The following is a 16,553-nucleotide window of genomic DNA, read 5'->3' on the forward strand; positions in this document are numbered from 1 at the left end:
GTTCGGTAGCCTGCTATCCGTGGCCAGTTCCGATATCCGTGTGCGCTTCGCGCCTTCCCCGACGGGCATGTTCCACGTCGGTAATGCCCGGTCTGTCCTGTTCAACTGGGTGCTGGCCCGACAGTCGGGCGGGACGATGGTGCTGCGGATCGAGGACACGGACGCGGCGCGGAACCGTCCGGAGTGGGTCCAGGGCATCCTGGACGCGATGGAGTGGCTCGGCATCGGTCCGAGTGAGTACGAGGGCCCACTGTTCCAGTCCGACTATGCCCAGCACCACCGCGAGGCCATCGACCGGCTGCTCGCCGCTGGGCGCGCGTACTACTGCGACTGCGCCCGGGATCAGGTCATCGCCCGGACGGGCAGCGAGCACAAGGGTTACGACGGCTTCTGCGGGGACCGTGGTCTGCCTGCTGGGGAAGGTCGCGCGTTGCGGTTCCGTACGCCGGACGACGGCTCGACCGTGATCGTCGACCTGGTGCGAGGCAAGCCGACCTTCGACAACGCGCTGATCGAGGACTTCGTGATCGCCCGTGGCGACGGGTCGCCGGTGTTTCTGTTGGCGAACGTGGTCGATGACATGGTCATGGGCGTCACCCATGTGATCCGGGCTGAGGAGCACCTGCCGAACGCGCCGAAACAGCAGTTGCTGTGGGAGGCGTTGGGCGCCGAGCCGCCGGTGTGGGTGCACGCGCCGATCCTGGTCAACGAGAAGCGGCAGAAGTTGTCCAAGCGCCGGGACCGGGTTGCTCTGGAGGACTTCCGTGCCGAGGGTTACCTGGCCGAGGCGATGCGTAACTATCTGATGTTGCTCGGCTGGGCGCCGTCGGGTGATCGGGAGATCCTGCCGTGGGATGACATCGTGGCGGAGTTCCGGCTGGAGGATGTCAATCCGTCGCCGGCGTTCTTCGATGTGAAGAAGCTGCGGGCCTTCAACGGGGACTACATCCGGGCGTTGTCGGTGGAGGCGTTCATCGAGGCGTGCCAGCCGTGGTTGAGCGGCGACATCGTGCCGTGGCGGCCGAAGGCGTACGACGCCACCGCGTTCGCCGCTGTCGCCGAATTGGCGCAGACCCGGATCGCGCTGCTGTCGGAGATCGTGCCGATGGTCGACTTTCTGTTCCTCGATGAGCCGGTCGCCGATGAGGCCGCGTGGGCGAAGGCGATGAAGGCCGATGCCCCGGCGCTGCTGGCCGCGGTGGTCGAGGCGTACGGGACGTGCGAGTGGCGGGCCGAGGTGCTCAAGTCGACGCTGGAAGAGATCGGCGCGCAGCGGGGACTCAAGCTGGGCAAGGCGCAGGCACCGGTCCGGGTCGCGGTGACCGGCCGTACGGTCGGGCTGCCGTTGTTCGAGTCGGTCGAGATCCTCGGACGTGAGCGAACCTTGGCTCGCCTGCGAGCCGCACTCGACCGCCTGAGCTGAACCCCTCTTCTGTGACCGGCGGATCGACCCCGCCGGTCACCCCTGGTCGTCGATCGATCCGCTCCCCGAGTCTTTCCCGGATGACCTGCCTCCCTGACGGAGGCGGGTCGGAGCATGATTGGCGTACCTGATGAGTCTTGAGAAACTGCTGGCCGACCGGCTGGCGCAGGCGTTCGCGGCGGTGGCCTGCGGGCCGGTCGATCCGGTCGTGCGGCGGTCACAACACGCCGACTTCCAGTCCGACGCAGCCCTGCCCTTGGCGCGTCGGCTCGGCCGCCCGCCACGGGACATCGCCATCGAGGTGGTCGGCCGGGCGGAGCTGGCGGACCTGTGCACAGCTGTCGAGGTGTCCGGACCAGGGTTTATCAACCTGACGGTCGCCGACCCGGCCCTCGGCTCACTGCTGTCGACGATGGCCGCTGACACCCGGCTCGGCGTCGCACCCAGCGCCATCCCGGCAACGGTGGTCGTCGACTACTCGGCGCCGAACGTGGCCAAGGAGATGCACGTCGGGCATCTGCGGTCGACGGTGATCGGTGACGCCGCCGTACGACTGCTGGAATGGCTCGGCCACCGGGTGATCAAGGCCAACCACCTGGGCGACTGGGGCACCCCGTTCGGGATGCTGATCGAGCATCTGCTGGACCTGGGCGAATCGGAGGCCGCCCACGAACTGTCCGTCGGTGACCTGGACTCGTTCTACAAGGCGGCCAGGGTCAAGTTCGACGCCGACGACGCGTTCAAGCAACGGGCCCGGCTGCGGGTGGTCGCCCTGCAGAGCGGCGACGAGCAGACCCTGCGGCTGTGGCGGATGCTCGTCGCCGAGTCGGAGAAGTACTTCCTCACCGTCTACGACCAGCTCGGCGTCCTGCTCACCGACAAGGACTTCTACGGCGAGAGCTACTACAACGACATGCTCGCCCCGGTGACCGACGAACTGGACCGGCTCGGGCTGCTACGCGACAGCGGCGACGCCGCCTGCGTCTTCCCCGACGGCTTCACCGGCCGCGACGGACAGCCGCTGCCGATCATCGTGCGTAAACGCGACGGCGGATACGGCTACGGTGCCACCGACCTCGCGGCGATCCGCCACCGGACCCGTGACCTCGGCGCGACCCGGCTGCTCTACGTCGTGGGCCTACCGCAACGGCAACACTTCGAAATGGTGTTCGCGGTCGCCCGCCAGGCCGGCTGGCTACACCCGCCGGCCGTGGCCGAACACATCGGGTTCGGCTCGATCCTCGGCCCGGACGGCAAGATGCTGCGCAGCCGCGCCGGTGGCTCGATCAAACTCGTCGGCCTGCTCGACGAGGCCGTGACCCGGGCCGCCGAACTCGCCCGGCAGAAGAACCCCGACCTGCCCGACGCGGCTATCGCCGAGGTCGCCCGCGCGGTCGGCATCGGCGCCATCAAGTACGCCGACCTGTCCACCGACCGGATCAAGGACTACGTCTTCGACTGGCAACGGATGCTGTCCCTCGACGGCAACACCGCCCCGTACCTGCAGTACGCCCACGCCCGGATCCGGTCCATCTTCCGCCGCGCCGGAATCGAGCCCACCGGTACGCCGATCGTGGTCATGCACCCGGCCGAACACGCCCTCGCCCTCGAACTGGCCAACTTCGGCGCCGTCGTCACCGGCGTCGAACAGACCCTAGAGTTCCACCGGCTCGCCGGCTACCTGCACACCCTCGCCACCACCTTCAGCGGCTTCTACGAACACTGCCCGGTCCTGCGCGCCGAAGACGAGGTACGCGACAGCCGGCTCGCCCTGTGCGACCTGACCGCCCGAGTCCTGCGCCAGGGCCTGCACCTACTGGGCATCGCCACCCCGGACCGCATGTAGCTGATCGCGTCTCCTACGCCGCCCGGGTTCTCGGCAAACAGGTGGTCGGCTGTGTGTCGAATGGCGGTGCGAGGTCGCCGAAATCGGTGCCGAGAACCTCGTCGCTGATTCGGAAGACCTCGGGTGCCACGGGCCCGACCCGGCCACCGCCCGGCATGCGGGCGGTGGCAAGGGTGGGTACGGCTCGTCTCCGGCATCGAGGCATCCCGCAAGCCCGTCGAACCGCCGGAGTGGGGCAACCAACTCGACGGGTTCCGGATGTGCAAGCCGAGCGAGCTACCGGACGGATTCGCCACCGGCTGGCGGTACACCGTCCCGTTGGTCGACATGCCGGTCTACCTCGGCTACCTGCGACAGCGGCTGGAGGCAGCGGGTGGGGAGATCGCCCTCCGCCGGATCGGCTCCCTCGACGAGGCCGTTCAGGTCGCTCCGCTGATCGTCAACTGTTCCGGAGTGAGCGCCCGTGACCTCGTGCCGGACCCAGAACTCACCTCGATCCGAGGCCAACTCGTCGTCGTCGAGAACCCCGGCATCACCGAGTTTTTCTCTGAAGACACCGTGCTCTCACCGGACCTGCTGCACTTCTACCCGCAGGGCGAGGCTCTCATCCTCGGCGGCACCGCTCAACCTGGCGCCTGGAGCCGAGAACCAGATCCAGACACAGCAGCCGCGATCATCGCCCGCTGCGCCGATGTCGAACCACGCCTCCGCAACGCCCAGGTCATCGAGCACCGAGTTGGCCTTCGACCCACCCGGCCGTACGTCCGTGTTGAGGAGCAACAGCTCTACGAGACCCGCGTAATCCACAACTACGGCCACGGCGGAGCCGGCGTGACCGTCTCCTGGGGCTGCGCCTTCGAGATCGCACGTCAGATCTGATGGTCTGATACGAGGCTTGCTTCTGGGAGCGCACCTGTTGGCAACGGTCTCCGTCTGGCGGATGACCAGGTCGACGGCGGCGTATCCGTGGCCCGGCGGGCAGCGGAGCGGGCCGGCAATCGGCGGCGGATGTGGATGTGGACGCGGTACGCAGCTTGGCTGCGTACCCGGAGTACGACGAGGGACGCCGAGACCACCGCGCACCGTACCCAGGTCGCCTAGGGCGTGTATCAAAGTCGGTCACAGCCACTCGTTGATCGCCGCGACCTGCACGGTCGCCTCGTACCGGACCGCGAGCTTGTCGTAGCGGGTCGCGACGGCACGGTTGCGCTTGAGCCGGTTGATCCCGCACTCGACCGCGTGGCGCTGCTTGTAGATCTCGGGGTCGAAGGCCGGCGGCCTGCCGCCCTTCGACCCCTTCTTCCGCCGGTTGGCGTCCTGGTCGGCCTTCGACGGGATCGTCGCGGCGACACCCCGTCGACGCAGGTAGGCACGGTTCGCCTTCGACGTGTACGCCTTGTCCGCCAGCACCCGGTCCGGACGGGTCCGGGGCCGACCGGCCCCGAGCCGGGGCACCCGGATTCGGTCGAGGACCGTCGTGAACTGCGGGCTGTCGCCACGCTGCCCGCCGGTCAGCACGATCGACAGCGGTTTCTGTCCCTGTTCACAGCCCAGGTGCAGTTTCGTGGTCCGTCCGCCACGGGAACGCCCCAACGCGTGGTCGTCGGGTTCCGACCCGGTACCGCCGGGTGGTTCGGCCTGCAGATCCCCCTTTTACGCGCTCCGGCGGCGTGCTGGTGCGCTCGGCTGATCGTGGAGTCCACGGACACGTCCCAGACGATCCGTCCCGCCGCGTCGGCCAGGGCCTGCAACGCGGTCAGGATCCGTGCCCAGGTCCCGTCGCGCTGCCACCGGCGGAACAGGGCGTACGCCGCAGCCCAGGAGCCGTAGTGGTCGGGGATGTCCCGCCACGGGGCGCCGGCCCGGGTCCGCCACCGGATCGCGTCGATGAGCTGCCGTTTCGTTGATGCGGGCGGTCGGCCCGGTCGGCGTGCGGTGGGCAGGAGAGGCTCCAGGACTGCCCACTGCGCGTCCGTCAGGTCGTGCCGCCTCGTCACCGCTACGCTGGTCACGAGGTCTCCGTGTTGATGGTTCGTCTTGGTCGATAAGCCGTCTACCGGAGACCTCGCTGTTTACCGGGCAGCGACACGCCGAAAGTCGTCACCCGCCCACGGCCGACTTTGATACACGCCCTAGGCGCCGAGTCGTCCTACCACCGGACGACTGACCGGCGTAGACACGATGACGGTGGGGCGACCCGCGAGATCAACCCGGACCGAGCCGATGCTCGATGGCCCCAACCTCAACCAAGGTCCGCTGCCGGACGTCCACCGTCGTCCAGCCGCGCCTAACCATCGGCCCACCGCTGCCACCGGCGGATAACCTCGTTGACCTCCAAACCGTCGCCTCGGCTATGTCCGCCAGGTCCGACCCGGCCAACAGAGCCGCGAATCATGGAAGGGCTGCCAGCTTATCCACCGCCCAGCACCCACGGTGTCGGCCTAGCAGATAGCGGACCGGCACGGCGTGACGGCGACGCGCATCGGGTCAGCGCAGCGGGCCGATCCGGGCCTCGATCTCCGCCCGCAGTTCGGTGCCGGCCACCACCGCGCGCGTCGCCTCCAAAGCCGGGGCCAGGAAGATGTCCGGCCCCGGCTGACCGGCCAATGCGCCGACCAGCTTCACCGCCGCCTGGCCGGCCGGCGACGGCCGTAACGGGGCGCGCAGCTGCAGACCGCGTACCGCCGCCAGCAGCTCCACCGCCAGCAGGCTGGTCAGGTTGTCCAGCACGGTACGCAGCTTGCGGGTCGCCGCCCAGCCCATCGACACGTGATCCTCCTGCATCCCGGAGGTCGGCACCGAGTCCACCGAGGCCGGTGCGGCCAGCCGGCGGTTCTCCGCGACGATGCCGGCGGCGGTGTACTGGGCGATCATCAGCCCGGAGTTGACCCCGGCGTCCGGGGACAGGAACGCCGGCAGGCCCCGGGACCGGTTCACGTCCAGCAGCCGGTCCACCCGGCGTTCGCTGATCGACCCGACCTCGGCGGCCGCGATGGCCAGGAAGTCTGCGGCGAAGCCGAGTGGCGCGCCATGGAAGTTGCCGGTCGACTCGACCCGTCCGTCCGGCAGCACCACCGGGTTGTCCACCACCGACCGCAGCTCCCGGCCGGCGACCGTGCCGGCGAACGCCAGCGTGTCCCGGGCCGCCCCGGCCACCTGCGGCGCGCACCGCATCGAGTACGCGTCCTGCACCGCGTGCAGCAGATCGTCGCGGTGCGAGTCCATCACCGCCGAGCCCTGCAGCAGCCGGTGGATGTTGCCCGCCGACACGCCCTGACCGGGATGCGGCCGGATGGTGTGCAGGTCGGCCTGGAACGGCCGGTCCGAGCCGAGCATCGCCTCGATCGCCAGCGCGGCGGTGACGTCGGCCATGGCGAACAGGTGCCCGGCATCCTCGACCGCCAGCAGCAGCATGCCGAGCATCCCGTCGGTGCCGTTGATCAGCGCCAGCCCTTCCTTGGCGGCCAGCTCCACCGGGGCCAGCCCGGCCCGACGCAACGCCACCGCGCCGTCGACCCGGTCCCCGGTGTCCGGGTCCCGCGCCCAGCCCTCACCCATCAGCACCAGCGCGCAGTGCGCCAACGGTGCCAGGTCACCGGACGCGCCGAGCGACCCGTGCTCCGGCACCCACGGGGTGATCCGATGGTTGAGCAGGTCCAGCAGCGCCTGGGCGAGCAGCGGACGCACCCCGGAACGACCCAGCGCCAGCGACCGCACCCGCAGCACCAGCATGGCTCGGACCACCTCGTCGGGCATCGGCGCGCCGATCCCGGCCGCGTGCGAGCGGATCAGCGCGTGCTGCAGCTCCGAACGCCGGTCCGGCGCGACGAAACTGCTGGCCAGCGCCCCGAACCCGGTGGAGACGCCGTACACCGGGCGGCCGTCGCGTTCGATCGACTCGACGATGTCCCGGCTGCGGGCCATCGCCGCGACCGCGCCGGGGCTCAGCTCGACCCGTGCCCCGTCCCGGGCCACCGCCCGCACCTGTGCGGCGGTCATCCCGTCCGGTTCGATCGTCACAGTGGACATGTCGGTACTCCGTCGTGCAGGACCTGATGGATCAGCGGCACACCCGGCCGGTAGGCCAGGTGCAGATGGGACGGTGCGTCGAGCAGCAGCAGGTCGGCGCGGGCACCCGGGCGCAGCACGCCGACGTCGGCGCGGCGCAGCGCCCGCGCGCCACCGGCGGTTGCCGCCCAGACCGCCTCCGCCGGGGTCATCCCCATTTCCCGGACCGCCAGCGCCACACAGAACGGCATCGACGTGGTGTACGACGAGCCCGGGTTGCAGTCGGTGGCCAACGCCACCGTCGCCCCCGCGTCGAGTAGCCGGCGGGCATCCGGGTACGCCGACCGGGTGGAGAACTCCGCGCCCGGCAGCAGCGTCGCCACGGTCGCCGACCCGGCCAGCGCCGCCACGTCCGCGTCGGACAGGTGCGTGCAGTGGTCGGCGCTGGCCGCCCCCAGCTCCACCGCCACCGCCACCCCAGGGCCGGGACCCAGCTGGTTGGCGTGCACCCGTAACCCCAGGCCGGCCGCGGCCCCGGCGGCCAGCACCGCGCGGGCCTGGTCGGCGTCGAACGCGCCGCGTTCGCAGAACACGTCCACCCAGCGGGCGTACGGCGCGGCGGCGGCCAGCATCGGGCCGGTAACCAGATCGACGTAGCCGTCGGGGCGGTCCGCGTACTCGGCCGGCACCACATGGGCGCCGAGGAACGTCGTCTCGTCGGTGAACTCCGCCGCCACCCGCACCGACCTGGCCTCGTCGGTGACGCTGAGCCCGTACCCACTCTTGATCTCGATCGTGGTGCTGCCCTGCCGCAGCGCCTCACGGCGCAGCCGCCCGACGGTGCCGCGCAGCTCGTCGTCGCTGGCGGCGCGGGTCGCCGCCACCGTGGTCCGGATGCCGCCGCCGTCGTAGCGGACCCCGGCCATCCGGGCGGCGAACTCGCCCGCCCGGTCCCCGGCGAAGACCAGATGCGCGTGACTGTCCACGAAACCGGGCAGGCCGGCCCGGCCACCCGCGTCGATCCGCCGGTCGGCGGCCGGCGCGTGCGCCGCGTGCCCCACCCAGGCGACCCGGTCGCCGTCGACCAGCACCGCCGCGTCGGTCAGCAGCCCCAGCGGGCCGCCGTCGTGCGCCGGATCGTTGGTGACCAGCTCCCCGATGCCGGTCACCAGCAGCGTGCCGCCCGCCGCCGCCGTCACCGGGTCACCGCCCGGATCGCGGCGGCCAGTTCGGCCGGTACGTCGACGTGCAGATGCCGGCCGTCGGCGACCACCGGCCGGCCGTCGACCACCACGTCGGTGACGTCGGCGGCGGTCGCCGCGAAGATCATCCCGGCCGGGTCGACCCCGGCGGTGCGCACACTGTCGCACCGGACGGTGACCAGGTCGGCACGGGCGCCGACCGCGATCCGGCCGGCGTCGGCCCAGCCCAGCGCGGCGTGCCCGGCTCCGGCGGCCATCGAGATCAGCTCGCCGGGGGAGAAGTGCCCGCGCCGGCCGGTGCGCAGCCGCTCGTGTGTCTCCGCCGCCCGTGCCTCCTCGAACAGGTCGACCACCGCGTGGCTGTCACTACCCACGCTGAGCGTGACCCCGGCGGCCGCCAGCGGGCCGGCCGGGCCGATCCCGTCGGCCAGGTCCCGCTCGGTGGTCGGGCAGAGGCAGACCCCGGCCCGCGCTCCGGCCAGCAGCGTCACGTCGGTATCGGTCAGGTGAGTGGCGTGCACCGCGGTGGTGTCCGGGCCGAGCACCCCGGCGTCGGCCAGCAGCGCCGTCGGGGTCCGGCCGTACCGGGCCAGACAGGCCGCGTTCTCCGCCGGCTGCTCCGACAGGTGCACGTGCAGCGGGGCACCCCGCTGCGCCGCCGCCCCGGCGACGACCGGCAGCTCGGCGGCCGGTACCGCCCGTACCGAGTGGACCGCCGCGCCGACCTGGACGTGGTCACCGGCCGGTGACCACGCCTGCGCCCGCTGCGCCCAGTCGGCCGCGTCGGCGTCGCCGAACCGGCGCTGCACCCCGGTCAGCGGTGCCCCGTCCACCCCGGCGGTCAGGTAGCAGGTGTCCAGCAGGGTGAGCCGCACCCCGGCGTCGGCGGCGGCCTGCGCGAGCGCGTCGGACATCACGTTCGGCTCGGCGTAGCGCCGGCCCTGCGGATCGTGGTGCAGGTAGTGGAACTCGCCGACGCAGGTCACCCCGGCGAGCGCCGCCTCGGCGTACACCGCGCGGGCCAGCGCCAGGTAGCTGTCCGGGTCCAGGCGCCCGGCCACCGCGTACATCCGGTCCCGCCAGGTCCAGAAGCTGCCCCGGTCGTCGTGGGTCCGCCCGCGCAGCGCCCGGTGGAAGGCGTGCGAGTGGGCGTCGGCCAGGCCGGGCAGGGTCACCCCGGCGAGCCTCGGTACGCCCGGCGGTGCCGCCACCCCGGCGGTGACCGCGGTGAACCGGCCCGCCTCGGCCTCGATCAGCACCCCGGCCGCCGGGGCCGGCCCGCCCAGCCAGGCGTGTTCGGCGTACCAGCTCATCCGGGCCGCCCCGGTTGCCGGCACCTTCAACCGGGCCGCCCGATCCGTCGGCCGCCTCATTCGCCGGCCAGGTCGGCCAGCGCGGCGGCGAGGGCCCGCACCCCGGCGGCGCAGTCGTCGTCGGTGGCGTGCTCGTCCGGGGCGTGCGACACCCCGGTCGGATTCCGTACGAAGATCATCGCCGTCGGCACGTGTCCGGCCAGGACGCCGGCGTCGTGCCCGGCGGCGGTCGGCAGCACCGGCACCGCGCCGGTCGGCAGCACCGGCGCCGCGCCGGTCCGCCGCGCACCCACCGCCGTGGCAATCCGGTCGGTCAGGTCCGGGTCGAAGGCGACCGGCGGGCTGTCCGACTCGCGGACCACCGCCACCGACGTACCGTCCGCCTGTGCCCGGGCCGCCGCGTCGGCCCCGACCGCCTCGACCAGCGTGGCCAGTGCGGTGGTGTCGGCGGCCCGCGCGTCCAGCCAGGCGTGCACCTGGGCCGGGATCGCGTTGGTGGCGTTGGGCCGCACCGAGATCCGGCCGATGGTGGCGTGCGCGCCCAGCCGGCGGGCCTGCGCATCGGCGGCGAGTACGGTGTGCGCGCAGGTCAGCATCGGGTCCCGGCGGTCGACCATCCGGGTGGTGCCGGCGTGGTCGCCGGACCCGGTGAACTCCAGCCGCCACCGGCCGTGTGGCCAGATCATGCTGGCCACCCCGACCGGGGCGCCGAGGTCGACCAACGCCCGGCCCTGCTCGACGTGCAGCTCGACGAAGACCCCGATCCGGGCCAATCGGTCCGGGTCCGGTCCGGCCGCCGCCGGGTCGGCGCCGGCCGCCCGCATCGCCTCGGCCACCGTCACCCCGTCGGAGTCGGTCAGCGCCAGCGCGTACTGCGCAGACACGCCGCCGGTGAGCAGCCGCGATCCGAGGCAGGCCAGGCCGAACCGGCCCCCCTCCTCCTCGACGAACGCGGCGACGGTCACCGGCCGGGCCGGGGTGAACCCACGGTCCCGCAGTTCGTCGACGGCAAGCAGCGCCGACACGATGCCGAGCGGTCCGTCGTAGCCGCCGCCGTGCGGCACCGAGTCGAAGTGACTGCCGGTGACCACCGCCGGGGCGGCCGGATCGACGCCGGACGGTACCCAGTCGGCCCACAGGTTGCCGTTGCCGTCGGGGCGCACCGCCAGCCCGCGCCGGACCGCCTCGGCGGTGAACCACTCCCGGCAGGTCAACTCCGCCGCCGACCAGGCGTAGCGCAGGTAGCCGCCGGTGCCCGGGTCACGGCCGATCCCGGCCAGCTGCGCCCACATCGCCCGGAACCGCTCGACCAGCGGATCAGCGGTGGTCACCGGGGCCGGGCCGGTCATCGGCGGCCCATCGGCACCGGCAGGTCGTGCGCGGCGGCGACCTGACCGGCCAGCTGGTATCCGGCGTCGACGTGGCGCAGCACCCCGGTCGCCGGGTCGTTGCGCAGCACCCGTTCGATCTTCTGCCCGGCCAGCGCCGTTCCGTCGGCGACGCAGACCTGCCCGGCGTGGATCGACCGGCCGATGCCGACCCCGCCGCCGTGGTGGATGCTCACCCAGGACGCGCCGCTGGCCGTGTTGACCAGGGCGTTGAGCAGCGGCCAGTCGGCGATCGGGTCGGAGCCGTCGGCCATCGCCTCGGTCTCCCGGTACGGCGACGCGACCGAACCGCAGTCCAGATGGTCCCGGCCGATCACCACCGGGGCGGCCAGCTCGCCGCTGGCGACCATCTCGTTGAACCGCACCCCGGCGAGTTCCCGTTCGCCGTACCCGAGCCAGCAGATCCGGGCCGGCAGCCCCTGGAACGCGACCCGTTCGCCGGCCAGCCGGATCCAGCGGGCCAGCGCCTCGTTGTCGCCGAACAGGTCGAGGATCGCCCGGTCGGTGGCGGCGATGTCGGCCGGGTCGCCGGACAGCGCCGCCCACCGGAACGGGCCTTTGCCGGCGCAGAACAACGGCCGGATGTACGCCGGCACGAAACCGGGGAAGTCGAACGCCCGGTCGTAGCCACCGAGCCGGGCCTCGTCGCGGATCGAGTTGCCGTAGTCGAACACCTCCGCGCCGGCGTCGGCGAAGCCGACCATCGCGGCGACGTGCCGGGCCATCGACTCACGGGCCCGCTGCGTGTACTCCTGCGGTGCCCGGCCGGCGTACGCCGCCGCGTCGGCCAGCTCGACCCCTTCCGGCAGGTAGCTCAACGGGTCGTGCGCGCTGGTCTGGTCGGTGACGATGTCGATCTCGACGCCGTCGGCGAGCAGCTGTGGGAAGACGGTCGCCGCGTTGCCGACCACGCCGACCGACAGCGCCCGCCGGTCCCGCCGAGCGGCCTGGGTCAGGGCGACTGCCTCGTCGAGCGAATCGGCGACGGTGTCCAGGTAGCGGGTGGCGACCCGGCGGGCGAGTCGCTGCGGGTCGACGTCGACGATCAGGCACACCCCGCCGTTCATGGTGACCGCGAGCGGCTGCGCGCCGCCCATCCCGCCGCAGCCGGCGGTCAGGGTCAGCGTGCCGGCCAGCGACGCGGCGCCGACCCGGTCGATCCAGGCCGGCGGCGCGGTCGGGTCGGTGACCTCGGCGGGAGCGCCGCCGGCCGCCAGTTTGGCGCCGGCCGCCAGTTTGGCGGCGACCGCCGCGAACGTCTCGTAGGTGCCCTGCAGGATGCCCTGGGTGCCGATGTAGATCCACGAGCCGGCCGTCATCTGCCCGTACATGGTCAGGCCGAGCTGTTCCAGCCGGCGGAACTCCGGCCAGGTCGCCCAGTCGCCGACCAGGTTCGAGTTGGCCAGCAGCACCCGGGGCGCCCACTCGTGGGTGCGCAGCACGCCGACCGGCCGGCCCGACTGGACCAGCATCGTCTCGTCGTCGGCCAGCTCGGTCAGCGTCGCCACCAGCGCGTGGTAGGACGGCCAGTCCCGGGCCGCCCGGCCGGTGCCGCCGTACACCACCAGGTCGTCGGGGCGTTCGGCGACGTCCGGGTCGAGGTTGTTCATCAGCATCCGCAGCGCGGCCTCCTGCGGCCACCCCTTGGCGGTACGGGTGGCGCCGCGCGCCGCCCGGATCAGCTCAGCCATGTCGCGGTCCCTTCCGGGTAGTCAGCCGATGAAGACGTTGCGCTGGGCGGCGGAGCGCTCGAACTGCTCCAGCCGGCGCTGTGCCTCACCCGGTGCCGCGTCGCAGATCGCCTGCAACAGCACCATCGCCAACGCCATCGGCGCGGCGTGCAGGTCGAACACCAGCTGGTCGCCGACCGGGGCGGGCAGCACCAGGTCGGCGTGTTCAGCGGCCGGGCTCAGCAGGGAGTCGGTGATCAGCACCACGGCCAGGCCGACGGCGCGCGCCTCGACCAGCGCGTCGACGGCCTCCCGGGGGTAGCGGGGCAGCACGATGGCCAGCAATGCGGTCGCGCCGGCCTCCCGAGTCTGCTCCAGGCGCTCCGGAAGCAGGCTGCCGCCGCTGTCGAGCACCCGTACGTCGGGGCGGACCTTGGCGGCGAAGAACCCGAAGTAGGTGGCCAGTGGCGCGGCGGCCCGCAGCCCCAGTACCGGCAGCGGGGTGCTGCCGGCCAGCAGGGTGCCGGCGGCGGTGAGCCGGTCCCGATCACCCAGCTGGTCGGCGAGTGTGTTCAGATGCCGGGCCTCGGCGCGTACCGCGCGCTGCATCTCGTTGTCGGCGGCGTAGGCGCGCCGCCCGCCGCGCCGGGACTCGCCGCGCGGTGCCGGCAGGCCGGCCGCGCCGCCGGACTGGCCGGTGCCAGCCGGGTTGACGGCGAACTCCCGTAGCCGGCGGCGCAGTGCCGGGTAGCCGTCGTAGCCGAGCGCCATCGCGAACCGGGTGACCGACGGCTGGCTGACCCGGGCCAGCTCGGCGACCTCGGCGGCGGACAGGAACGCGGCGGAGCCGGCGTGCTGCACCAGGCTGTGTGCGATCCGTCGTTGGGTGGGGGTGAGGCGGACACCGGTGAACAGGTCGAGCACCCGTTCGGCCGAAGCGGCCGGGACGACCTCGCTGTCATTCACCATGACACTGTATGCAATATTTCATTCAGCCGGCAACGGTGGCCGCGACGGCGCCGGCGGTCGCTGTGGTAAAACCAGCGCGTGGAACGCCTGCCGCCGCATCGCAACCCGGTCCGTACCCGGCCGCCGTCGTGACCGGCGTACGAGTCGCCGCCCTCCACACGTACCCGGTCAAGGGGTGTCGCCGCCTCGACCACGACGATGCCCGGGTCGAGCCCTGGGGCCTGGCCGGGGACCGACGCTGGATGATCATCGACCCGGACGGAGTCGGCATCACCCAGCGGGAGGCCCCGGCCCTGGTCCACATCCGCCCCCAGCCCGTCGCCGGTGGACTCACCCTGCACACCGCCGGCCGGCCGACACCGGACGTCCCCCCACCGGTCGCGCCCACACTGGACGTTTGCGCACCGGTCGCCGGCCCGCCGGTGCAGGTCCGCGTCTTCCGGGCCAAGGCCCCGGTGCCGGCCCGGCTCGCCGAAGCCACCGCACACGCCTGGATCAGTGCGGTCATCGGCCGACCGGCCCGACTGGCCTGGCTGGCCGACCCGACGGTACGGGCGGTCAACCCCGACCACAGCCGTCCCGGTGACACGGTCAGCTTCGCCGACGGCTACCCGGTGCTGCTGACCAACGCGGCCTCCCTCGACGCGGTCAACGACTGGCTCGTCGAGTCGGGCGACCCGGCCGCGCCGTTGCCGATGCACCGGTTCCGCCCCAACGTGGTGATCAGTGGAGCGCCGGCCTGGGCCGAGGACGGGTGGCTGGGGCGTCGGATCCGGATCGGCGACGTCACCTTCCGGGTGGCCAAGGCCTGCTCCCGCTGCGTCGTCACCACGACCGACCAGGACACCGGCGAACGCGGCCAACAGCCGCTGCGGATCCTCGCCCGACATCACCGTGGCCCGAAGGGCGTCCTGTTCGGGATGAACATTATTCCGGACGGCACTGGACGGATCACCGTCGGCGACAACGTGGTGGTTGCGGCCGGTCCCGACTCTTAGGTCTCACTTAGGACCGTTGCCCGGGTACGTCGCAGTACGGCAGCATCACCGGACGTGACCGACGACGGACCCGCCTCCCCTGCCCGCCGGCCTCGGGCCGGCCGGTCAACCTGGGCCGGTGAGTCAACCTTGGCCGGCCGGTCAACCTGGACCGGCCGGACCCGCTGGCTGGCCGGCGGTGCGGCCGCGGCCGGGGCCGGCCTGCTCGGCCTGCTGCTGGCCGCCCAGGTCGGAGCCAGCCCGGCCTGCGCGGCACCACCTGTCGGCGGCGGCACCCATCAGGGCAAGGCCACCTTCTACGACGCGCAGGGGCAGGGCGGCAACTGCTCGTTCGACAGCGCCCCGGCAGACCGGATGTACGTCGCGCTCGGCCCGGACGAGTACGCCGACGCCGCCGCGTGCGGCGGGCACCTCGACGTCACCGGTCCACGCGGCACCGTCCGCGTCGTCGTCATGGACCAGTGCCCGGAGTGCGCCGTCGGTCACCTCGACCTGTCCCGGGAGGCGTTCGCCCGGATCGCCGACCCGGTGCGGGGCATCGTCGACATCAGCTACCGGGCAGTGGTCGACCCGCCGACCGGGCCGCTCGCGGTGCGGGTCAAGGAGGGCTCGTCGCAGTGGTGGTTCGCGGTGCGGGTCACCGACCACGGCAACCCGCTCGCGACCGTCGAGGCCCGAACCGGATCGGAGTGGCGCGGACTTGTCCGGCACGACTACAACTACTGGCTCGCCGACGACGGGCTCGGCCCCGGCCCGTACTCCCTGCGGGTCACCGACGTGTACGGCAACCGGGCGACCGTGCCGGGGGTCCAGTTGGCCCCGGGGCGGACCCAGCAGACGGACGTGCGGCTGTACGGCAGCGGATCGGGTTCCAGCTCCGGCTCCCGATCGTCCGGGTCGTCCTCGGCCGTCGGCGGCTCCGGTGCCGACCGGTCCGGTGACCGGTCCACGGCGGCGCAGCCTACGTCGACCGCCGAACCACCGTCGCCAGATCCAACGCCCACCGGGTCGGCCTCGCCGGGTCCGTCGCCAACCGCCGGTGCAGCGGGTCTCGGCGCGGCCGCCAGCCCGTCAACGGTGCCGGCTGCGGCTCCTACCGACCCGCCGTCAGTCTGCGGCTGACCGACCGTCGGTCTGCGGCTGACCGACCCAGTCTGTGGCTGGCCAGTTCGCCGGTGCGCCGCTCAGCTCCCGCCACATGATGATCTCGTCCCGGTCGTCGCCGTCAGCCACCCGCAGCGCGCCCGGCAGCCGGCCCACCTCCCGGTAGCCGCACCGCTGGTAGAACGCCGGCAGCCCGTGCCCGTCGCGGATGGTGACCTGCAGCGCGGACAGGCCCATCGACCGGCCGACCCGCTCCGCCTCGGCCATCAGGGCCAGCCCGTAGCCGCGCCCCTGCCGGTCCGGTGCGACCACCACCCGCTTGAGCACCCGCCAGTGCTCCTTGAGGTCGAACCGGTTGCTGGTGACGAAGACGAACGCGGCCAGCCCGGCATCGTCGTGGCCGACGAGCAGCCGGTCGATGCCGGCGGCGACCCCGGCGAACGCCGCCTCGGCGGTCGGACGCACGTCGGCGACGGTCACCGGGGCGACGAACCCGACCGCGCCGCCGGCGTTGGTCGCGTCCGCCCAGAGCGCGATGATCCGCTCGCGCAGCTCGTCGACGAGCGGCGGATCAAGAACGAAACCCAGCCGTACGGAGAGCGGGGGAATCATCGCGGTGTGTCGACTCCGGG

General features: G+C 72.7%; 13 protein-coding genes. 5 read left to right on the top strand and 8 right to left on the bottom strand.

The genetic code is table 11. The annotated features are described in order from the left end of the window. Window positions 1–19: 19 nt before the first annotated feature. The 3 genes from gltX to ACN27J_RS29615 all read left to right on the top strand — a co-directional run bounded on the left by gltX (window position 20) and on the right by ACN27J_RS29615 (window position 4,148). Window positions 20–1,423, top strand: a complete 1,404-nt coding sequence (gltX, locus tag ACN27J_RS29605; RefSeq protein ID WP_289212320.1) for a glutamate--tRNA ligase — start codon at window positions 20–22, stop codon at window positions 1,421–1,423. A 130-nt stretch (window positions 1,424–1,553) separates the two neighbouring features. Beyond that, window positions 1,554–3,269, top strand: coding sequence for an arginine--tRNA ligase (gene argS / locus ACN27J_RS29610; protein ID WP_421371269.1), 1,716 nt, complete (start codon window positions 1,554–1,556; stop codon window positions 3,267–3,269). 123 nt (window positions 3,270–3,392) lie between these two features. Continuing rightward, entirely contained in the window at window positions 3,393–4,148 is a 756-nt protein-coding gene (locus tag ACN27J_RS29615; protein ID WP_421371270.1) for an FAD-dependent oxidoreductase, read from the top strand. Window positions 4,149–4,388: 240 nt separating this feature from the next. Here the strand turns inward: ACN27J_RS29615 and ACN27J_RS29620 are convergent. The 7 genes from ACN27J_RS29620 to ACN27J_RS29650 all read right to left on the bottom strand — a co-directional run bounded on the left by ACN27J_RS29620 (window position 4,389) and on the right by ACN27J_RS29650 (window position 13,816). Further along, a protein-coding gene (locus ACN27J_RS29620; RefSeq protein ID WP_421372099.1) for an IS5 family transposase occupies window positions 4,389–5,266 on the bottom strand; the annotation gives its coding sequence in 2 pieces (ribosomal slippage) (window positions 4,389–4,874 and window positions 4,877–5,266; 876 coding nt in all). A gap of 490 nt (window positions 5,267–5,756) precedes the next feature. After that, complete coding sequence (gene hutH, locus ACN27J_RS29625) at window positions 5,757–7,298, bottom strand: histidine ammonia-lyase (protein ID WP_421371271.1); 1,542 nt, start codon at window positions 7,296–7,298, stop codon at window positions 5,757–5,759. Next, window positions 7,286–8,476: an imidazolonepropionase gene (gene hutI, locus ACN27J_RS29630; protein ID WP_421371273.1), complete on the bottom strand. Its 1,191-nt coding sequence runs from the start codon at window positions 8,474–8,476 to the stop codon at window positions 7,286–7,288. The genes hutH and hutI overlap by 13 nt, the downstream gene beginning before the upstream one ends. Next, window positions 8,473–9,792 (bottom strand): formimidoylglutamate deiminase, encoded by a 1,320-nt coding sequence (locus tag ACN27J_RS29635; protein WP_421372590.1) that lies wholly within the window; start codon window positions 9,790–9,792, stop codon window positions 8,473–8,475. The genes hutI and ACN27J_RS29635 overlap by 4 nt, the downstream gene beginning before the upstream one ends. A 56-nt stretch (window positions 9,793–9,848) precedes the next feature. Beyond that, entirely contained in the window at window positions 9,849–11,141 is a 1,293-nt protein-coding gene (locus tag ACN27J_RS29640; RefSeq protein WP_421371274.1) for an allantoate amidohydrolase, read from the bottom strand. After that, complete coding sequence (locus tag ACN27J_RS29645; RefSeq protein WP_421371276.1) at window positions 11,138–12,871, bottom strand: urocanate hydratase; 1,734 nt, start codon at window positions 12,869–12,871, stop codon at window positions 11,138–11,140. The genes ACN27J_RS29640 and ACN27J_RS29645 overlap by 4 nt, the downstream gene beginning before the upstream one ends. Window positions 12,872–12,892: 21 nt before the next feature. Further along, on the bottom strand, window positions 12,893–13,816 hold the full coding sequence (locus ACN27J_RS29650; protein WP_421371277.1) for a MurR/RpiR family transcriptional regulator: 924 nt from the start codon (window positions 13,814–13,816) through the stop codon (window positions 12,893–12,895). A gap of 131 nt (window positions 13,817–13,947) precedes the next feature. Here ACN27J_RS29650 and ACN27J_RS29655 point away from each other — a divergent pair, with 131 nt between their 5' ends. Beyond that, window positions 13,948–14,817, top strand: coding sequence for an MOSC domain-containing protein (locus ACN27J_RS29655; RefSeq protein WP_421371278.1), 870 nt, complete (start codon window positions 13,948–13,950; stop codon window positions 14,815–14,817). A 129-nt stretch (window positions 14,818–14,946) separates the two neighbouring features. Further along, complete coding sequence (locus ACN27J_RS29660; RefSeq protein WP_421371280.1) at window positions 14,947–15,939, top strand: expansin EXLX1 family cellulose-binding protein; 993 nt, start codon at window positions 14,947–14,949, stop codon at window positions 15,937–15,939. Here the strand turns inward: ACN27J_RS29660 and ACN27J_RS29665 are convergent. After that, window positions 15,925–16,533 (bottom strand): GNAT family N-acetyltransferase, encoded by a 609-nt coding sequence (locus ACN27J_RS29665; RefSeq protein WP_421371281.1) that lies wholly within the window; start codon window positions 16,531–16,533, stop codon window positions 15,925–15,927. The two genes, ACN27J_RS29660 and ACN27J_RS29665, sit on opposite strands and share 15 nt — an antisense overlap. Window positions 16,534–16,553 lie beyond the last annotated feature (20 nt).

This window comes from Solwaraspora sp. WMMB762, from assembly GCF_049179115.1.
In the GTDB taxonomy this organism is placed as follows: Bacteria; Actinomycetota; Actinomycetes; order Mycobacteriales; family Micromonosporaceae; genus Micromonospora_E.

Coding starts and splice junctions, on each gene's coding strand:
- argS (WP_421371269.1), top strand. CDS start 1,554: ATGAGTCTTGAGAAACTGCTGGCCGACCGGCTGGCGCAGGCGTTCGCG.
- hutH (WP_421371271.1), bottom strand. CDS start 7,298: ATGTCCACTGTGACGATCGAACCGGACGGGATGACCGCCGCACAGGTG.
- ACN27J_RS29635 (WP_421372590.1), bottom strand. CDS start 9,792: ATGAGCTGGTACGCCGAACACGCCTGGCTGGGCGGGCCGGCCCCGGCG.
- ACN27J_RS29640 (WP_421371274.1), bottom strand. CDS start 11,141: ATGACCGGCCCGGCCCCGGTGACCACCGCTGATCCGCTGGTCGAGCGG.
- ACN27J_RS29645 (WP_421371276.1), bottom strand. CDS start 12,871: ATGGCTGAGCTGATCCGGGCGGCGCGCGGCGCCACCCGTACCGCCAAG.
- ACN27J_RS29665 (WP_421371281.1), bottom strand. CDS start 16,533: ATGATTCCCCCGCTCTCCGTACGGCTGGGTTTCGTTCTTGATCCGCCG.